Raw genomic sequence first — 21,539 nt, forward strand, 5'->3', positions numbered from 1 at the left:
AGGAGCGCAGCAGATCGACCTGCCCACCTACGCCTTCCAACGGCGTCACTACTGGCTGAAAGAGGCCGCGCAGGCGACTGGCCAACCGGTCGGCGCGGGCTTGGGCTCCGCCGGTCACCCGCTGTTTGGGGCCGTGGTGGAGCTGCCTGCCTCCGGAGGGTGCCTGCTCACTGGCAGGCTGGCGCTGGACGCGCAGGGCTGGCTCGCCGACCACGTGATCGCGGGTACCGCCCTGGTGCCCGGCACGGTGTTCCTCGAATGTGCCCTCCGGGCGGGACGTGAGGTGGGGTGCGCCAAGGTCGTGGAGCTGGCCCTGGAGGTGCCGCTGGTCCTGCCGGACCGTGGGAACGTGGCGGTCCAGGTGTCCGTGGCGGCGGAGGACGAGCACGGCGCCCGTCCGTTCAGCGTGTACGCGCGTCAGGGCGAGGACGCCTGGGTGCGGCACGCCACCGGCATCCTGGCCGGATCCGCCGCCGGGGAGCAGGTGGCCCCGCTCCCGGAGGTGGACTTCACCGAGGCGGACTCCACCGAGGCCGCCGTATGGCCGCCAGCGGGCGCGGTGCCCGTCGACCTCGCGGACTTCTACCCGCGCCTGGCGGAGGCGGGGTTCGGGTACGGGCCCGCGTTCCAGGGGCTGCGGTCGGTGTGGCGCGACGGGGACGAGTTCTGGGCGGAGGTGCGGCTGCCCGAGGAGGTCGCCGCGCAGGCCGGGAATTTCTCCGTGCACCCGGCGCTGCTGGACGCCGTCCTCCACGCCACCGCGCTGATGGGGCCGGAGGCCGGGCTGCCGTTCACCTGGAGCGGGGTGCGGGTGGCCAGGGAGGGTGCGGCGGTACTGCGAGTGCGGCTTGTGCCCGCCACCGACGGCGCGGTGTCGATGACGGCACGGGACGTGTCGGGCGCCCTCGTCCTGTCCGCTGACTCGCTGACCTTCCGCCGACTGTCGGAGCGTCAGTTGCGCGCGGGCCGCAGTGGACAGCAGGCGTTGTTCCGGGTCGACTGGCAGCCGGCGGCCCCTGTGGGTGGACCTGTGCCCGGGTACGTCGTGCTGGGCGAGGGCGGCCTGCCGTCGCTGCCGGCCGAGGCGCCCGACCTGGTGGTCCTGCCCTGCTTCGGGGGACCCGCCGAACCCGCCGATACCACCGATGTACGGCCCACGCTGGAGCAGGTACTGACGCTGCTTCAGGCCTGGGTGGCCGACGCACGGCTGGAGCGTTCGAGGCTCGTGGTCGTCACCCGAGGCGCCGTCGCGGTGGACGACAAAGCCTCGGTGTCCGACCTCGCCGGCGCCGCCGTCTGGGGCCTGGTGCGGGCCGCCCAGGCGGAGTACCCCGACCGGTTCGTCCTCGTCGACGTCGACGAACCGGACCCGCTGGCCTCCGCCGCGCTGGCCTCCGCGCTGGCGGTGCGGGAGCCGCAACTCGCTGTGCGCTCCGGGGCCGTGCGCGTGCCCAGGCTGGTGCCCGCCGCCGGGCGGCCCGGGCCGGTGACCTGGAACCCGGACGGCACCGTCCTGATCACCGGCGGCACCGGGGCGCTCGGTACCGAGATCGCCCGGCACCTGGTGACCGAGCGCGGCGTGCGCCACCTGCTGCTGGTGAGCCGCAGCGGCGGCGGGGCGGGCACGGATGCCCTGGCGGCGGAGCTCGCCGGGCACGGCGCCGAGGTCCGGGTGGTCGCCTGCGACGTATCCGACGAGGGCGACCTGGCCCGCGTGCTGGCGTTGATTCCGCAGGAGCACCCGCTCAGCGCGGTGATCCACGCGGCGGGCGTCGTCGACGACGGAGTGCTGCCCTCGCTGACCGCCGAGCGGCTCGGGACGGTGCTGGCGCCGAAGGCGGATGCGGCGCTGGCCCTGCACCGGCTGACGCGGCATCTGCAGCTGGACGCCTTCGTGCTCTTCTCTTCCACGACCAGCCTCTTCGGTGGGCCGGGGCAGGCGAATTACGCGGCGGCCAACGCGTTCCTGAACGGGCTGGCACACCACCGGCGCGCCGCCGGCCTCCCGGCGACCGCCCTGGCCTGGGGGCGCTGGGAGAGCGACGGCGGGATCGTCGGCGGCCTCGCCGAGGTCGATGTGCACAGGATGGCCCGGGCGGGTATCGGTGCGCTCTCCTCGGCCGAGGCGCTGGCGCTCTTCGACGCCGCGGTCGGCGCCGAGGAGGCCGAGCTCGCGGCGGTCCTGCTGGACCGCGCCGCCCTGCGCGGCCTGGCCCGGTCGGGCACCTTGCTGCCACTGCTGCACGGCCTGGTGCCGGCGCCGCAGCGGTCGGAGGGCGCCGCAAGCCCGGACCTGAGAGCGTCGCTGCGGACCAGGCTCGCCGAGGCGGCGGACGGCGACCGGGTCGGCCTGGTGCGGTCGGTGGTCGTCCGAGAGCTGGCCGGGGTGCTCGGGCACGACGACCCCGCGGGAATTGACGCCGACCGCGGCTTCTTCGAGATGGGTCTGGACTCGCTGACCGCGATCGATCTGCGGAACCGGCTGGACGCGGCCACCGGGCTGCGCCTGGCGGCGTCGGCTCTGTTCGACCATCCCAACGTCACCGCCCTGACACGGCATCTGACGGATGCTCTTGCTCCGGAGGGCGCCGCGGCGGAGGACGACGCCGAGTTGCGACGAGTTCTCGCCATGATCCCGGTCGACCGGCTGCGCGACGCGGGCGTTCTCGACCTGCTGTTGCGGCTGGCGGACACGGACGAAGGGAATTCGAGTGGCCATCAGATGGCCGATTCCGATGGCATCGACGAAATGGATCTCGACGAATTGATCCAGATGGCACAGGATGATCTGGGCCGGGACTGACGGGGGAATCGGTGAACCAGAGCAAAGAACAGATCATCGAGGCGCTGCGCGGATCGCTGAAGGAGACCGACCGTCTCCGCCGGCGTAACCGGCAGCTCGTCGACGCGGCGCACGAGCCCATCGCCATCATCGGCATGGCATGCCGCTACCCCGGTGAGGTCCGGAGCCCCGAGGACTTGTGGCGCCTGGTCGACGAGGGCAGGGACGCGATCGCCGGGTTCCCGGCCGACCGCGGCTGGGACCTGGAGGCGCTGTACCACCCCGACCCGGAGCGGACCGGCACCAGCTACGCGCGAGACGGCGGCTTCCTCTACCCGGCGGCCGAGTTCGACCCCGAGTTCTTCGGCATCAGCCCCAAGGACGCGCTGGCGATCGACCCGCAGCAGCGGCTTCTCCTGGAGACGTCCTGGGAGGCCGTCGAGCAGGCCGGCATCGACCCGACCACCCTGCGCGGGCACCAGGTCGGTACGTACGTCGGCGTGATGTACAACGACTACGCCACCCGGATGCACCGCGCGCCTGAAGGCTTCGAAGGCTATGTGGGCAACGGCAGTTCGGGCAGCGTGGCCTCCGGCCGGATCGCCTACACCTTCGGTTTCGAAGGGCCGACGATCACGATCGACACCGCCTGCTCCTCTTCGTTGGTCGGCCTGCACCTCGCGGTCAGGGCGCTGCGGCAGGGCGAGTGCTCGTTGGCCCTGGCCGGCGGTGTCACGGTGATGTCCTCCCCGGCGGCGTTCATCGAGTTCAGCCGCCAGCGTGGCCTGGCCCCTGACGGCCGGTGCAAGTCGTTCTCCGACCGGGCCGACGGCACCGGCTGGGGCGAGGGCGTCGGCATGCTGCTGCTGGCACGGCTGTCGGACGCGGTGAGCGACGGGCACCGGGTGCTCGCCGTGGTCCGCGGCTCGGCGGTGAACCAGGACGGCGCCTCCAGTGGTCTGACCGCCCCCAGTGGGCCCGCCCAGCAGCGCGTCATCCGAGCCGCGCTGAGCGACGCCCGGCTGCTCGCGGCCGACGTGGACGCCGTGGAGGCGCACGGCACCGGGACACCGCTCGGCGACCCGATCGAGGCGCAGGCCCTGCTGGCCACCTACGGCCAGGGCCGTGCGGTTCCGCTGGCGCTGGGTTCGGTGAAGTCGAACATCGGCCACACCCAGGCCGCCGCGGGCGTGACCGGGGTCATCAAGATGGTGATGGCGATGCGGCACGGCACACTGCCGCGCACCCTGCACGCGGACCAGCCGTCCACCCAGGTGGACTGGTCCGCGGGCGCGGTCGAGCTGCTGACCGACGCCCGGCCGTGGCCGGAGCTGGACCGGCCCCGGCGCGCCGCGGTGTCCGCGTTCGGCGTGAGCGGCACCAACGCGCACGTGATCCTGGAGCAGGCCCCCGCCGTGGAGCGGCCGGAGCGCACCGGCACCGTGCCGGTCGTGCCGTGGGTGCTGTCCGGCCGGACGGAGGCCGCGCTGCGCGACCAGGCCCGGCGGCTGAACGCGCTGGTGGCGGACCGCCCGGAGCTCGACCCGGTTGACGTCGCGCACACCCTGGCCACGGCGCGCACCCGGTTCGAGCACCGCGCGGTGGTGCTTGCCGGCGACTGCGTCGGCCTGGGCGACGGGCTCGCCGGCCTGGCCGACGGGCGGAGCCTGCCGGACGTCGTCCGCGGGCGGGCCCGGGGCGAGTCCCGGGTGGCGTTCGTCTTCCCCGGCCAGGGCGCCCAGTGGGTGGGCATGGCGGTGCCGCTGCTCGACTCCTCGCCGGTGTTCGCCGCGCGGATGGCGGAATGCGCGCAGGCCCTGGCCCCGTACCTGGACCAGGACCCGCGCACCGTCCTGCGGAAGGGCGCGCGGCTGGACCGGGTGGATGTCGTGCAGCCGGTGCTGTGGGCGGTGATGGTGTCCCTGGCCGAGGTGTGGCGTTCGCTGGGCGTGCGGCCCGCCGCCGTGGTCGGGCACTCCCAGGGCGAGATCGCCGCGGCCTGCGTGGCAGGCGCGCTGTCGCTGGACGACGGCGCGCGGATCGTGGCGCTGCGCAGCCGGGCGCTGTCGGCGCTGACCGGGCTCGGCGGCATGGTGTCGGTGGCCCTGTCGGTCGACCAGGTGCGGGCCCGGCTCGGGACGTGGGAGGGGGCGCTGTCGGTCGCCGCCGTGAACGGCCCGTCGTCCGTGGTGGTCTCCGGCGACGACGCGGCGCTCGACGCCCTGCTGGCCGAGCTCGCCGACGAGGGCGTCCGGGCCCGCCGGATCGAGGTGGACTACGCCTCGCACTCGCATCATGTCGACGCCGTTCGCACCGAGATCGCGGCGGCGCTCGGCGCGGTCGAGCCGCGTACGTCGGAGGTCCCGTTCCACTCCACGGTCACCGGCGGACTGCTGGACACCGCCGCGCTCGACGCCGGCTACTGGTACCGCAACCTGCGCGAACCGGTCTGCTTCGAGCCGGTGATCAGGCAACTGCTGGACGACGGGGTGACCTGCTTCGTAGAGGTGAGCCCGCACCCCGTGGTGTCGGTGGGCGTCCAAGAGACGATCGACGTCGCGGGCCGCGACGCCGTCGTGGTCGGCACCCTCAGGCGTGGGGCCGGCGGGTTGCCCCGGATGCTCGCCTCGGCCGCCGAGGCGTACGTCCACGGCGCCCCCGTGCAGTGGGGATCGGTCCTGGCGGAGGCCGGCCCCGCGCCGGTCGACCTGCCCACGTATGCGTTCCAGCACCAGCGGTACTGGCTGGACGCCCCCGCGCCCGCGCAAGCCGGCACCGGGAGCGACACGTTGGAGACGTCGTTCTGGCAGGCCGTCGACGCCGCCGACGGCCGGGCGCTGACCGAACTCCTCGACTTGCCCGCGGACGCCCCGCTGGGCTCGGTCGTGTCGACGCTGGCGACCTGGCGCCGTGGCCGCACCGAGCTAGCCACCCTGAACGAGTGGCGGTACCGGATCGTGTGGCGCCCGCTCGCGCTCGGCTCGGCGCCCGGCGCGTCCGGGACCTGGCTGGCCGTGGTGCCGCCGGACCACGCCGCCGACCCTCAGGTCACCGCGCTGGTCGAGGCCTTACGGCGGCGGCGCCTCGAGGTGGTGGTCACCGAGGCGGCGCAGCTCGGCGAGGTCGATCCCGCCACGGTGAGCGGGGTGCTCTCGCTGCTGGCCCTGGCCGAGGACACCGCGCTGCCCGCCACGGCGGACCTGGTGCGGGCGCTGGGCGCGGCGGGGATCGAGGCGCCGCTGTGGTGTGTGACCACCCAGGCGGTCGCCATCGACGACGAGGAGGCGGCCGACATCGTGCAGGCCGGCCTCTGGGGCCTTGGCCGGGTCGTCGCGCTGGAGCAGCCGCGCCGCTGGGGCGGCCTGGTGGACCTGCCATCGCACCTCGACGACACGGCCCACGACCGTCTGGTGGCCGTGCTCGGGGGCGTCGACGACGAGTGCGAGGTCGCGATCCGCGAGGCGGCAGTGTACGTGCGGCGTATCGCGAGGGCACCTCTGCCCGACGAGAGTGCCACCGAGCCGTGGCGCCCGCGTGGCACCGTGCTGGTCACCGGCGGCACCGGGCTGATCGGCGCGCACGTGGCCCGCTGGCTCGCGGCGAACGGAGCCGACCACCTCGTCCTGGCCGGCCTGCGCGGACCGGACGCCCCGGGGGCGGCCGAGCTGGAGCGGGAGCTGACGGAGCTGGGCGCCCGGGTCAGGATCGTCGCGTGTGACATGTCGGTACGCTCCGAGGTCGAGGCGCTGCTCGCCTCGCTGCCCGCGGACGCCCCGTTGTCGACGGTGATGCACGCGGCCGGCGTGCTGGCCGACGGCCTGGTCGACACGCTCACTCCGGAACGCTTCGCCGAGGTGATGGCTCCGAAGGTGGACGGCGCGCGGTACCTCCACGAGCTGACGAGCCATCTGGACCTCGACGCGTTCGTCCTGTTCTCCTCGGTCGCCGGCAGCTTCGGCGCGGCCGGCCAGGGCAACTACGCGGCGGCCAACGCCCACCTGGACGCCCTCGCGCAGCAGCGCCGCCGCAGCGGACTGCCCGCCACCTCCATCGCCTGGGGCTCCTGGGGCGCTGGCATGGCCGAGGACGTCGCGGACCGGCTCGAACGGCGCGGATTCCCGGCCCTGGACCCGAACCTCGCGGTGGCGGCCCTCGTCCAGGCGCTCACCCACGACGAGACCCACTTGGTGGTCACGCACGTCGAGTGGGAGCGGGCCGCACCGGTCTTCACGATGGCCCGCTCCAGCCCGCTGATCCGCGAAGTTCCGGAGGCCAGGCGGGCGTTGGAGGGCGCCCGGGCGGTGGCGGGCGGCACCCGCCCGGACGCGTCGGCGCTCGCCGCGAAGCTCGCGACCGTGCCGGCCGACGCCCGGCGGCGGGTCCTCGTCGACCTCGTCCGCACCGAGGCGGCGGTCGTGCTCGGGCACGCCACGCCCGACGCCGTGGAGGCGACCCGCGCCTTCCGCGAGCTGGGCTTCGACTCGCTGGCGGCCGTCGAACTGCGCAACCGCCTCTCCGCGGCCACCGGGATCGCCCTGCCCGCCAGCGTGGTCTTCGACCACCCCTCGGCCCGGGCGCTCGCCGACTTCCTCCTCGGCCGGGTGACCGGCGACCCGGCGGCGGACGTGCCGCTCGCCGAGGCCGAAGCCGGCGCGGACGACGATCCCATCGCGATCGTCGGCATGGCGTGCCGGTACCCCGGCGGCGTCACGACCCCGGAGGAGTTCTGGGACCTGCTGGCCGCGGGCGGCGACGCGATCTCGTCGTTCCCCACCAACCGCGGCTGGGATCTCGCCGCGCTCTACGACCCCGACCCCCACCGGCCCGGGAAGGCCTACGTCCGCGAGGGCGGATTCCTGCACGACGCGGGCGACTTCGATGCGGCGTTCTTCGGCATCTCCCCGCGCGAGGCGCTGGCCATGGACCCGCAGCAGCGGCTGCTCCTGGAGACCGCGTGGGAGGCCATCGAGCGGGCGGGCATCGATCCGACCACCCTGCACGGCAGCAGCACCGGCGTCTACGCGGGCGGCATGCACTCCTTCTACGGGGCGGCCACGCCGCCGGAGGAGGGCCTCGAGGCCCACCTCATGACCGGCGTGTTCACCAGCGTCCTGTCCGGACGGGTGTCCTACGCGCTCGGCCTGGAGGGTCCGTCCTTGACCGTCGACACCGCGTGCTCCTCCTCCCTGGTGGCGCTGCACCTGGCCTGCCAGGCGCTGCGCCGGCGCGAGTGCACGCTGGCCCTGGCCGGCGGTGTGGCCGTGATGCCGTCCTCGGGCGGTTTCGCGGGCATGAGCCGCCAGCAGGTGCTGGCGCCGGACGGCCGGTGCAAGCCCTTCGCGGCGGCGGCCGACGGCATGGCCATGTCCGAGGGGGCGGGCTTCCTGCTGATCGAGCGGCTGTCCGACGCCCGGCGCAACGGCCACCCCGTACTGGCCGTCATCCGAGGCAGCGCGATGAACCACGACGGCGCGTCCAACGGGCTGACGGCGCCGAACGGGCCGTCCCAGGAGCGGGTGATCCGGCGAGCCCTGCACGCCGCCGGGCTTGCGGCCCGGGACGTCGACGTGGTGGAGGCGCACGGCACCGGCACCAGGCTGGGCGACCCGATCGAGGCGAACGCCCTGCTCGCGACCTACGGCCGGGACCGGGACCGGCCGCTGTGGCTCGGCTCGGTGAAGTCCAACATCGGTCACACCGCGGCCGCGGCAGCCGTGGCCGGCGTGATCAAGCTCGTCCTGGCGATGCGGCACGGCGTGCTGCCCAGGACCCTGCATGTCGACGCCCCGACGCCGCACGTGGACTGGGAGTCGGGAGACATCCGGCTGCTGACGCAGGCCCGGCCCTGGGAACGCTCGGACGGCCCGCGGCGCGCCGCGATCTCCTCGTTCGGGATCGGCGGCACCAACGCCCATCTCGTCCTGGAGGAGCCTCCGGCGGAGCTCGAGGAGGCCCCGGCCGTCCCGGCGGAGCCCCCGGTGGCCGTCGTCCCGTGGGTGCTGTCCGCGCGGACTGGCCAGGCACTCGACGAGCAGCTCCAGCGGCTGCGGACTCGGCTCGCCGGACAACCGGACCTCGACCCGGCCGACATCGGCCACTCCCTGGCCCACGGCCGCTCGGTGTTCGCCCACCGGGCCGTCCTGCTCGGCCGCGAGAGCGCCGAACTGGCCGGCGCGACCGCCGAGTTCCCCACGCGGGACGTGGTGCGGGGCGTCGCCGGCGGCGACGTGCGGCCGGTGTTCGTCTTTCCCGGGCAGGGCAGCGGATGGCTCGCCATGGGACGCGAACTCCTGGCCACCGCACCCGCGTTCCGGGAGCAGGCCGAAGCCTGCGACGCGAAAATCCGCGCCCTGACCGGCTGGTCGGTGCTCGACGTGCTGCGCGGCGACACCGAACCGCCCGAGGACCGCATCGACGTCCACCAGCCGGTGCTGTTCACCATGATGGTGTCGCTGGCCGCGCTGTGGCGCTCCTATGGCGTCGAGCCGGCGGCCGTGGTGGGGCACTCGCAGGGCGAGATCGCCGCCGCCCACGTCGCGGGGGCGCTGTCCCTGCCGGACGCCGCGCGCATCGTCGTCGCCCGCAGCGCCGCCTGGCACACCCTGACCGGGAGAGGCAGGATGGCGGCCGTGCTGCTGCCGGCCGACGAGGCGGCGCGCCGGATCGAGCCCTGGGGCGAGCGGCTGTCGGTGGCCGCCGTCAACGGGCCGGGCTCGTGCACGGTCTCCGGCGACGCGGTGGCCTGCGACGAGTTCATAGCCGCGTGCGTCGCCGACCACATCCGGGCCCGCCTGGTGCCCAGCGTGACCGTCGCGGGGCACTCGGCCCAGGTGGACGCGCTGCGCCAGCGCCTGCTCCACGACCTCGCGCCGGTCACCCCGCAGCCGGGTCGGATCCCGATGTACTCCACGGTGACCGGAGACCTGGTCGACACCGCGACCCTCGACGCCGCCTACTGGTTCCGCAACATGCGGGAGACGGTGGCCTTCCAGGACGCGGTTCGCGCGCTGAGCCGCGACGGGTACCGTGCCTTCGTCGAAGCCGCCCCCCACCCGGTGCTGGCGCTCTCGATCCAGGAGAGCGCCGAAGCCCACGGAGTCGAACCGCTGGTCGTCCCCACGCTGCGCCGGGACGAGGGCGACCTGCGCAGGTTCCTGAAGTCGGCCGCCGAGGCCCATGTGCACGGCGTGACGGTCGACTGGCGGGCCGCGTTCCGGGGGACCGGTGCGCGCCGCGTCGACCTGCCCACCTACCCGTTCCAGCGCGAGACCTTCTGGCTCGACACCCCGGTCGCCGGCGCGGCCACGGCCGGCGCCGCGACCCCGGGCGACGCGGCGTTCTGGGCCGCGGTCGAGCAGCAGGACCTCAGCATGCTGTCCTCCACCCTGGAGATCGGGTCCGACTCAGAGCCGGTGGTACGGGCGGCACTGCCCGTGCTCGCGTCCTGGCGTCGGCGCCTCGACCGGCGTTCCGTCGTGGATTCCTGGTGCTACCGGGTGACCTGGCAGCCGCTCGCCGCCGCCCCGACGGCACCACCGCGCGGCACCTGGCTCGCGGTGGTGCCCGAGGCACGGGCGGAGCACTCCACCACCGCCGCGCTGCTGGACGCCGTCGAACGGGCCGGCGCCAAGCTGGTACGGATCGAGGTGGGCGCCGCCGATCTCGATCGGGCCGTCCTGGCGGAGCGCCTACGTGCCGCCGCCGACGGCGCCGAGGCCGCGCACGTGCTGTCCCTGCTGGCACTCGACGGCTCCCCGAGCCCGGAGTGCCCCGCCGTCGCCGCGGCGACCGTGGGCACCCTGGCCCTGGTGCAGGCGCTCGGCGACACCGGGACGGCCGGACGGCTGTGGTGCGTCACCAGCGGGGCCGTGTCGGTGGACGACGCCGACCCGCTCCGCAACCCCAACGCCGCCCAGGTGTGGGGCCTGGGCCGGGCCGTCGCGCTCGAACAGCCCGAGCGCTGGGGCGGCCTGATCGACCTTCCGGCGGAGCTGGACCAGCGGGCGCAGGACCGGTTCGTCGCGGCGCTCGCCGGCGTGGACGCCCAGGAGGACCAGCTGGCCGTCCGCACCACCGGCGTGTTCGGCTGCCGCCTCGTGCGCGCCGGAACGCCGGCCGCGGACAACGGGTGGCGGCCCTCGGGCACCGTGCTCGTCACGGGTGGCACCGGCGCGCTCGGCCGACACGTGGCCCGCTGGCTCGCCGCCGAGGGCGCGGAGCACCTGGTCCTCGCCAGTCGGCGGGCCGGCGCCGCCGACACCGATGGACTCGTCGCGGAACTGGCCGCCCTGGGCACCCGGGTGACCGTCGCGGACTGCGACGCCGCAGACCGCACGGCACTCGCGCGGCTACTGGCGTCGGTGCCCGAGGACGCCCCGCTGACCGCGGTGATGCACGTGGCCGGCGTGGTCGATGACGACCCGGTCGACGTGCTGACCCCGGAACGCCTGGAGCGGGTCTTCGCCTCCAAGGTCACCGCCGTGAACAACCTCCACGAGCTGACCGCAGGCATGGACCTCACGGCCTTCGTGCTGTTCTCCGCGTTCGGCGGCACCCTCGGCAGCGTCGGACAGGCCAACTACGCGGCGGCCAACGCCTATCTGGACGCCTTCGCCCGGTACCGGCGCACGCAGGGACTGCCTGCCACGTCGGTGGCCTGGGGCGCGTGGGGCGGCGGCAGCCTCGACTCGCGCGACCGGGCCGAGGCCAGGCTCCACAGCCGGGGCGTGCGCGCGATGGATCCCGAACTCGCGATCGACGCGCTCGGTCGCGCGATCCGGCACGACGAAACGTTCCTGCTGGTGGGGGACATCGAGTGGGACCGCTTCGCCAAGGGACTCGCCTCGCTGCGCCCCATCCCGTTGCTGGCCACGATGCCCGAGGCACTGGCGGCCATGGCGGAGGCGGACGCCGGCGGCAACACCGACTCCCAGGACACGCTGGCTGCCCTGCGGGACCGGCTGGCCGGGCTCTCCGAACCGGAGGGCGACGAGCACGTCCTCGGCCTGGTCCGCGGTGAGCTCGCCGCGGTGCTCCGGCACGCGGCGGCCGACGCGGTCGACGTGGACGGCCCGCTGACCGGGCTCGGCCTGGACTCGGTCATGGCCGTCGAACTGCGCAACCGGCTCAGCCGGATCAGCGGGCTGAAGCTGCCGGTCACGCTCGTGTTCGACCACCCGACGGCGCGGGCTGTCACCACCCACCTGCTGGAGCGGATCCGGCAGGACGCCGTCGCCCCGGCCACGGTGCTGCTGGAGGAGCTTGAAGCGCGGTTGCCCGCAATCGCGTCCGACGGCCTCACCCGCAAGGTCGTCACCACCCGGCTGACGTCGCTGCTCGCGCAGCTGACCGGTGAACAGGACGAACAGCCGGACCCGTCCGTCGAGTTGGCGGAGGCCACGGACGACGAGCTGATCGAGTTCCTCGGCAAGGAGTTCGGCATCTCCTGACCGGCCGGCCGACACGTATTCGTTCTTCGAGGGCACGAGGGGCAACCAGCACCATGGCGGACAAAGAGCGACTCAGTTACTACCTCAAGCGCGTCACCACCGACCTCCAGGAGACCCGCAGGCAGCTGCGGGAGATCCAGGAGGAGCGGCGCGAACCCATCGCGGTCGTCGGCATCGGATGCCGCTTCCCCGGCGGCGTGGCCTCCCCGGAGGACTTCTGGCGGCTGCTGGCGACCGGCGAGGACGCCGTCGGCGAGTTCCCCGCCGACCGCGGCTGGGACCTCGACTCTCTGTTCGACCCGGACCCGGACCGGCCCGGCACCAGCTACACCCGCCGGGGCGCCTTCCTGGCCGACGCCGCCGACTTCGACGCCGAGTTCTTCGGCATCTCGCCGCGCGAGGCGCTGGCGATGGACCCGCAGCAGCGGCTGCTGCTGGAGGTCGCCTGGGAGACCCTGGAACAGGCCGGCCTCGACCCCGCGACCCTGCGCGGCAGCCGGACCGGTGTGTTCGCCGGCACGAACGGGCAGGACTACGTCCGCCTGCTGATGACCTCGCTGGAGTCCGAGGCGCTGGAAGGCCACCGCCTCACCGGCAACACCGCGAGCGTGCTCTCCGGCCGGGTGTCGTACACGCTCGGCCTGGAGGGGCCCGCGGTCACCGTCGACACCGCCTGCTCGTCGTCGCTGGTGGCGCTGCACCTCGCCGTGCAGTCGCTGCGGCAGGGCGAGTGCTCCCTCGCGCTCGCGGGCGGCGCGACGGTGATGTCGACCCCGGGCGCCTTCATCGAGTTCAGCCGACAGCGGGGAATGGCGCCGGACGGCCGGTGCAAGCCCTTCGCGGACGCGGCGGACGGCACCGGCTGGGGCGAGGGCGTCGGCTTGGTCCTGCTGGAGCGCCTGTCGGACGCGCTGGCCAACGGCCGCCAGGTACTGGCGGTGATCCGCGGCAGCGCCGTGAACCAGGACGGCGCCAGCAACGGCCTGACCGCGCCCAACGGCCCGTCCCAGGAGCGCGTCATCCGGGCAGCCCTCGACAACGCCGGGCTCACCCCCGACGAGATCGACGTGGTCGAGGCGCACGGCACCGGTACCACCCTGGGCGACCCCATCGAGGCCAACGCGATCCTCGCCACTTACGGCCGCCACCACACGGCGGGCCGACCGCTGCTCCTGGGCTCGGTGAAGTCCAACCTCGGCCACACCCAGGCCGCCGCGGGCGTCGCCGGCATCATCAAGGCGGTGCTGGCGGTCCGGCACGCCGTGGTGCCGCCCACCCTCAACGTCGAACAGCCGACGTCGCACGTGGACTGGTCCTCCGGCGCCGTGCGGCTGCCGACCGAGCCGACTCCGTGGCCCGTCGTGGACCGGCCCCGCCGGGTCGGCGTCTCCTCGTTCGGCGTCAGCGGCACCAACGCACACGTGATCGTCGAACAGCCGCCGGCCACCGAGCCGGCCCCCGCCGTCCCGGCGGCCGGGCCGATCGCCCACGGCACCGTGCCGCTGCTGCTGTCCGGCCACACCCCCCAGGCCCTGCACGCCCAGGCCACCCGGATGCTGGCGCGGCTGGACGAGCACCCGGACATCCAACTTCCCGACCTCGCCTACGCGCTGGCCACCAGCCGCGCCGCGCTGCCGTTCCGGGCCGCCGTCGTCGCCGCCGACCGCGCCTCCGCGCTGCGCGGCCTCGACGCGCTGTCCCAGGGCAGGGCCGACCCGCACCTGCTCGGCGCCGCGACCCGGGTCAAGGGCGGGCGCACCGCCTTCCTGTTCGGCGGCCAGGGCGCGCAGCGGCCCGGCATGGGGCGCGAACTCTATGACCACGTACCGGAGTTCGCCGCCCAGCTGGACGCCGTCGGCGCGGTCCTCGACCCGCTCCTCGGCCGATCGGTGCGCGACGTGATGTTCGGCGACGAGGGGCTGCTGGAGCGCACCCAGTACGCGCAGCCCGCGCTGTTCGCGCTCGAAGTGGCGCTGGCCCGGCTGTGGGAGAGCTGGGGAGTCCGCCCGGACTACCTCCTCGGGCACTCCGTCGGCGAGGTCGCCGCCGCCCACGTGGCCGGCGTGCTGTCCCTGGAGGACGCGTGCGCCCTCATCACCGCCCGCGGCCGGCTCATGCAGGCGATGGCACCGGGCGTCATGGTGTCCGTGGCCGCCTCCGAGGCGGAGGTCGCTGAGCTGCTCACCGACCGCGTCTCCATCGCGGCGGTGAACGGCCCCGCCTCCGTGGTCGTCTCGGGCGACGAGGACGCGGTGGGGGCCGTGCTGGCGGCGCTGGGGGAGCGCAGGTCCAAGCGGCTGTCCACGAGCCACGCGTTCCACTCGCCGTCCATGGAACCGATGCTGGCGGAGTTCCGCACAGTCGCGCAGCGGCTGACGTTCCACCCGCCGCGGATCCCGATCGCCTCCAATGTGACCGGCCGAGTCGCCACGGCTGACAAGATCGCGACGGCTGGGTACTGGGTGCGCCACGTCCGCGAAGCCGTCCGGTTCCACGACGGGATGGCGGACCTGCTCGCCCGCGGGGTGACCACGTTCCTCGAACTGGGCCCGGGCGGCGTGCTCACCGGACTGGGCCGCGAGAGCGTGCCCGAGGACCGCACCGACGTGCTCCTGACGCCCGCGCTGCGCCACGGCAAGGACGAGCTCGCCACCGCGGTGACCGCGCTGGCCGGTGCCCACGCCAACGGCGCCCCCGTCGACTGGCAGGCGGTGTTCGCCGGCAGCGGCGCCGCCCTGACCGAGCTGCCCACCTACGCGTTCCAGCGCGAGCGCCACTGGCTGAAGAACCCGTTCTCCGCGACCGGCGACATCACCCGCGTCGGCGTCGGCACCGCGAACCACCCGCTGCTCGGCGCGGCCGTCTCCCTTGCGGACGGCGACGGACTGCTGCTGACCGGCGTGCTGTCCCGGCAGAGCCACCCCTGGCTCGCGGGCCGCGTGGACGGCGCGCCCCGCCTCGCCGCCGCCCTGCTGGAGCTGGCGCTGCACGCGGGCAGCCAGGTCGGCTGCGCCCGCGTCGCCGAGCTGACGGTGGACGAGCCGCTGACCCTGCCGGAGCGGGGCGGTCTGGTCGTCCAGGTCCGGGTGGGCGCGCCGGACGAGTCCGGCGGGCGCTCCCTCACCGTCCACGCCCGCGAGAACCACGACGACGCCCGGTGGACCCGGCACGCCGTCGGCGTCCTGGACACGGGCCTGACACCCCCGATCGAAGACGCGCAGCCGCCCGCCGCGCGGCGGGCCGGCGACACCGTGTCCGCCGACGTGGGCCCGACCGCCGGCGCGTGGGCCGACGCCGACCGCTACGGCCTCCACCCTGTCTTCATGGCCGCCGCCGTCGAGGCCGCCGGGGCCGTGCTGCCGCCAGTGGCCGACAGCCGGCTGCGGCTGCTGCCCGCCCGGTGGCAGGGGGTCGAACTCCACGCGGCCGGCGCGACCGCCGCGCGGGCCGAGCTCACCGTGACCGACGAGAACACCGTGTCCCTCGTCATCACCGACGATGCGGGGCGCACCCTCGCCCGGGCCGCCGGGGTGACGTTCCAGGAGACGGCCGTACGCGGTCGGCACGGCGACGCACTGTTCCGGATCGCCTGGGACGAGGTGCCCCTCGCCCGTGGGGACGCTCCCGCCGACGGGTGGGCGGTGCTCGGGGACGCCGACACCGCCGCCCGGTTCGGCGACGCGGTGCCGTACGCCGACCTCGAAGCACTGTCCCGAGCCGTACGGGACGGGGCCGCGGTGCCCGCCGTCGTCCTCGCCCCCGTGCCGTCCGGCGGCCCCGGTGCGCTCGGCGAGGCGGTGCGCGCCGCGCTCCAGGGTGTCCTCGACCTGGCCCGGCAGTGGCTCGCCGACGACGCGTACGCCGAGTCCCGCCTCGTGGTGGTGACCGAAGGCGCTGTGACCACCGTGCCGGACGCCCAACCGGACGACCTGGTCACGGCCCCGGTCTGGGGGCTCGTCCGGTCCGCCCAGTCCGAGCACCCCGGCCGGTTCCTGCTGCTCGACGTGGACGGCACGGCCGCCTCCTACCGGTCGCTGGCCCCGGCGCTGGCCGGCGACGAGCCCCAGCTGGCGCTGCGGGCCGGCGTCGCCCACGCGCCGCGGCTGGCCCGACTGCCGCAGGCGGACGGGGCCGCCGCGCGCCGCCTCGACCCGGAGGGGACCGTCCTGGTCACCGGCGCCACCAGCGGCGTCGGACGGCTCGTCGCCCGGCACCTGGCGGAGCGCCACGGCGTACGGCACCTGCTGCTGCTCAGCCGGCGCGGGCCGGCCGCCGACGGGGCGGAGGAGCTACGCGCCGAACTCGCCGAGCTGGGCGCCCAGGCGACCATCGCCGCCTGCGACGTGGGCGACCGCGCCGAGCTTGCGGCCTGCCTGGCGTCGATCCCGGCCGAGCACCCGCTCACCGCCGTCGTGCACAGCGCCGGCGTCGTCCACGACGGACTGATCAGTTCGCTGACCGCGCAGCAGGTGGACCGGGTGCTGCGGCCCAAGGCCGACGCGGTGCTCCACCTCCACGACCTCACCCGCGACTTCGACCTCGCCGCCTTCGTCGTCTTCTCCTCGGCCGCCGCCACCATCGGCGCCGGCGGCCAGGGCAACTACGCGGCGGCCAACGTCTTCCTGGACGCGTTCGCCGCCCACCGCCGGGCGCTCGGCCTGCCGATGGTCTCCGTGCAGTGGGGCCTGTGGGAGGAGCGCAGCGGCATGACCCAGGAGCTGGGCGACGCCCACCAGACGCGGGCCAGGAACGCGGGCATCATCCCGATGGCCACCGAGCAGGGCCTCGCCCTGTTCGACGCGGTGCTCGACGTCGACCACCCCGTGGTGGTCGCCGCACCGGTCGACCTCGGGGCCTGGCGGGCGCGGGCGGCGACCGGCACCGTGCCGCCGCTGCTGCGCGGCCTGGTCCCGCCGGCCTCGCGCGGCCCGGCGGCGGACGGCCGTCCGGACTCCGGGGCCCGGCTCGACCTGGGCGGCCTGTCGGCCGCGGAGCGCTCCAGGACGCTGCTGAACCTGGTGCGCACCCACGCCGCCGCCGTGCTCGGCCACACGTCCGCCGAGGCGGCCGGATCCGACCGCCTCTTCAGCGAGCTGGGCGTCGACTCCCTCACCGCCGTGGAACTGCGCAACCGGCTCACCCACGAGACCGGGATCCGCCTGCCCGCCACGCTCGTCTTCGACTACCCGACCCCGGCGGAGCTGGCCCGGTACCTCGACGAGGAGCTGGTCGCTGCGGCGCGCACCGGGGCGCGCCGGGAGCAGCCGTCCGTGGCCGCGGCGACCGGGGCGTCAAACGAGCCGATCGCGATCGTGGGCATGGCCTGCCGCTTCCCGGGCGGGGTGCGCTCGCCCGAGGACCTGTGGCGGCTCGTCGCGGAGGGCCGGGAGGGCATCGGCGCCTTCCCCACCGACCGCGGCTGGGACCTGGAGCATCTGCTCGGCGACGGCCGTTCGAGCGTCCGCAACGGCGGATTCCTGTACGACGTCGCCGACTTCGACGCGGAGTTCTTCGGGATCTCGCCGCGCGAGGCGCTGGCGATGGACCCGCAGCACCGGCTGCTGCTGGAGACCTCCTGGGAGGCGATCGAGCGGGCCGGGATCGACCCGGTCACGCTGCGCGGCAGCGACACCGGCGTGTTCGCCGGCACCAACGGCCAGGACTACGCCCTGCTCCTGCGGGACCTCCCGGAGGAACTGGAGGGCTTCGTCGGCATCGGCAACGGCGGCGCCGTCTTCTCGGGCCGGGTGTCCTACACCTTCGGCCTTGAGGGGCCGGCCGTCACAGTCGACACCGCCTGTTCGGCCTCGTTGGTGGCGCTGCACCTGGCGGCGCAGTCGCTGCGGCAGGGCGAGTGCTCGCTGGCCCTGGTCAGCGGCGCGACGGTGATGTCGACGCCGATGCCCTTCGTGGAGTTCAGCCGGCAGGGCGGGCTCGCGCACGACGGGCGGTGCAAGGCGTTCGCGGCCGGTGCTGACGGTACGGGTTGGTCCGAGGGTGTGGGTGTGTTGTTGGTGGAGCGGTTGTCGGATGCTCGGCGCAATGGGCATCGGGTGTTGGCGGTGGTGCGGGGTTCGGCGGTGAATCAGGATGGTGCGTCGAATGGTCTGACGGCGCCGAATGGTCCCTCCCAGCAGCGGGTGATCCGGCAGGCGTTGGTGAACGCGCGGTTGTCGGCGTCCGAGGTGGATGTGGTGGAGGGGCACGGGACCGGGACCACGCTGGGCGACCCGATCGAGGCGCAGGCCTTGCTGGCCACCTACGGCCGGGGCCGCTCGGCGGAACAGCCGCTGTGGCTGGGCTCGGTGAAGTCGAACCTGGGCCACACCCAGGCCGCCGCCGGTGTGGCGGGCGTCATCAAGACGGTCATGGCGCTGCGCCACGGCATCCTGCCAGCCACCCTCCACATCGACGAGCCGTCGCCGCACGTGGACTGGTCGGGGGGTGAAGTGCGCCTGCTGACGGAGCGGACGGCCTGGCCCGAGACCGGCCGACCGCGACGCGCGGGCGTGTCGGCCTTCGGCGTCAGCGGCACCAACGCCCACGTCATCCTCGAAGCCGCGAGCGAGACGGAGGCGCAAACCGGGCCCGAGCCCGACGCCGACACCGATGCGGCCGTCCCCTGGCTCCTCTCCGCGGCCACCGGCCAGGCCCTGCGCGAGCAGGCGGCCCGGCTGCTGGCCCGGCTCGAGGGCCAGCAGCCGGGCGAGCAGTCGGCCCCCGTGCCCGGCGACTTGGCGTATTCCCTCGCCACCACCCGGTCGGCGCTACGCCACCGCGCCGTGCTCGTCCCGCGGGACACTGCGGAACTGCCGGAACTCTTGCGGGCCCTGGCCGACGACCGCCCGGCCGCCGGCACGGTCCGCGGCACGGTGCTCGCCGCCCCGCAGACCGCATTCGTCTTCCCCGGCCAGGGATCCCAGTGGATCGGCATGGCGCGGGAACTCCTCGACTCCGCACCGGTGTTCGTCGAGCGGATGGACGCCTGCGCGGCCGCGATCGAACCCTTCGTCGACTGGTCGCTTCTGGACGTCGTCCGTGGCGAACCGGGCGCCCCCGCCCTCGACCGCGTCGATGTCGTCCAGCCGGTGCTGTTCGCGATCATGGTCTCGCTCGCCGAACTGTGGCGCGCGTACGGCGTCGAACCGGACGCCGTCCTCGGCCACAGCCAGGGCGAGATCGCCGCCGCCCACGTCGCGGGCGGGCTCTCGCTGTCCGACGCCGCGCGCGTGGTGAGCCTGCGCAGCCAGGCCCTGACCGCGCTGTCGGGCCGGGGCGGCATGGTCTGGGTGCCCGAAACCCCCGACCGGGTCGCCGAGCGGCTCCGGGCCTGGGACGGACGCCTGGCCGTTGCCGCCGTCAACGGCCCCACGGCCGTGGTGGTCTCCGGCGAGAGCGTGGCACTGGATGAGTTCCTGGTCGGCTGCCTCGCCGACGACGTCCGGGCGAGGCGCGTCGACGTCGACTACGCCTCGCACTCCCCGCAGGTCGAGGAGATCCGGGAGCGGCTCGCCGACGCTCTCGCGCCGATCCGGCCGCGCTCCGGCCACACCCCGTTCTACTCCGCCGTGACCGGTGAACTGCTGGACACGGCCCGGCTGGACGCGGCGTACTGGTACGAGAACCTGCGCCACACCGTCGAGTTCGAGCGCGCGACCCGCCGGGCCATCGAGCACGGGCACACCGTGTTCGTCGAGGTCAGCCCGCACCCAGTGCTCACCCCCGCCGTGCAGGAGAGCGCCGACGCGCTGGAGCGGATTGTCGCCGCGCTCGGGACGCTGCACCGGGACGAGGGCGGCCTGCCGCGCTTCGTCACGGCGCTGGCCGAGGCCCACGTCAGCGGGGTCGCCGTGGACTGGCGACCGGTCCTGCCCGCCGCCCGCGCGGTCGACCTGCCGACGTACGCCTTCCAGCGCCGCCGGTTCTGGCCCGACGACTACCTGGCTCGCGCGGGCGACGCCTCCGGCCTCGGCCTGGCCAACGCCGACCACCCGCTGCTCGGCGCCGTCGTCACCCCCGTGGGGGCCGACAGCCGGCTGCTGACCGGACGGCTGTCCGTCCGGACGCATCCGTGGCTGGCCGACCACCGGGTCCGGGACGCCGTCGTCCTGCCCGGCACCGCCTACGTCGAGCTGGCGGTCCGCGCTGGCGACGAGGTGGGGTGCCCGCAGCTTGAGGAACTCACGCTCCAGGCCCCGCTCGTGGTGCCGCCGCACGGCGACGTCCACCTGCAGGTGACCGTCGCCGCCGCGGACGCGGAGGGCCGCCGTGAGCTCACCATCGACGCGCGCCGCGAGGGCGGGGACTGGACCAGGCACGCCACCGGCGTGATCGGCCCGGCCGTCCCCGCGGGGCAAGCCCAGCGCGGCTCGGCCGAGTGGCCGCCGCAGGGCGCCGTCCCGGTGCCCGTGGACGACTTCTACCCACGCTTTGCGGAATCCGGGCTGGGCTACGGGCCGGCGTTCCAGGGGCTGCGCGCCGTCTGGCGGGACGGCACCGACGTCCTCGCCGAGGTCCGGCTGCCCGAGGAACAGCGCACCGCCGCAGGCCGGTTCGGCCTCCACCCCGCCCTGCTCGACGCGGCCCTGCACGCGCTCGCCGTCGACACCGGGGCGAGCGGGGACGCGGCGCCGCGGCTGCCGTTCTCGTGGTCGAACGTCACCCTGCACGCCGCCGGCGCGACCGCGCTGCGGGTCCGGCTGACCCCGACCGGGACGGACACCGTGGCACTGCTGGTCGCGGACGAGACTGGACGGGCCATCGCCTCGGTGGGCGCCCTGGCGGTCCGGCCGCTGACCACCGCGCAGCTCGTCACCCGGAACCCGCTGCACGGCCTCGACTGGGTCGACGCGCCCACCCCGGCCACGGCGGGCGCCGCCCGACTGGCCGGGCTCGGCGACCGGGCACCGGAGCTCGACGGCGCGCACTACCCGGACCTCGCGGCGCTGCTCGCCGCCCTCGACGCGGGTGCGGAGCTGCCCGACGCCGTGTTCGCCGTGCTTCCGGCGACGTCGCCCGAGGGCGACGTCGTCCCGGCCGCCCACGCGAACGCGCGGATCACGCTGGACCTGCTGCGCGCCTGGCTTGCCGACGACCGGCTCGCCGACAGCCGCTTGGTGCTGGTGACCGGCGGCGCCGTCGGCGAGGCGCCCACCGATCCGGCGGGCGCCACGGTGTGGGGGCTGGTGCGCTCCGCCCAGTCCGAGCACCCCGGCACGTTCGGCCTGCTCGACACGGACGGACTCGTCGTACCGCAGGAGGTGCTCTTTCTCGCCGCGACCGGCGACGAGCCGCAACTCGCCTGGCAC

3 protein-coding genes are annotated in these 21,539 nt (G+C 75.0%); all 3 read left to right on the forward strand.

The window, feature by feature from the left end:
- The coding region (locus tag NGF19_RS29200; protein WP_252428752.1) for a type I polyketide synthase at positions 1-2,803 on the forward strand (2,803 nt) is incomplete at its 5' end.
- 11 nt (positions 2,804-2,814) lie between these two features.
- Positions 2,815-12,231, forward strand: coding sequence for a type I polyketide synthase (locus NGF19_RS29205; protein WP_252428754.1), 9,417 nt, complete (start codon positions 2,815-2,817; stop codon positions 12,229-12,231).
- A 53-nt stretch (positions 12,232-12,284) separates the two neighbouring features.
- Positions 12,285-21,539 (forward strand): type I polyketide synthase (locus NGF19_RS29210; RefSeq protein ID WP_252428756.1); only part of this gene is annotated, 9,255 nt, incomplete at its 3' end.

Source organism: Streptomyces macrolidinus (assembly GCF_023887685.1).
GTDB classification, from domain to species: domain Bacteria; phylum Actinomycetota; class Actinomycetes; order Streptomycetales; family Streptomycetaceae; genus Streptomyces; species Streptomyces macrolidinus.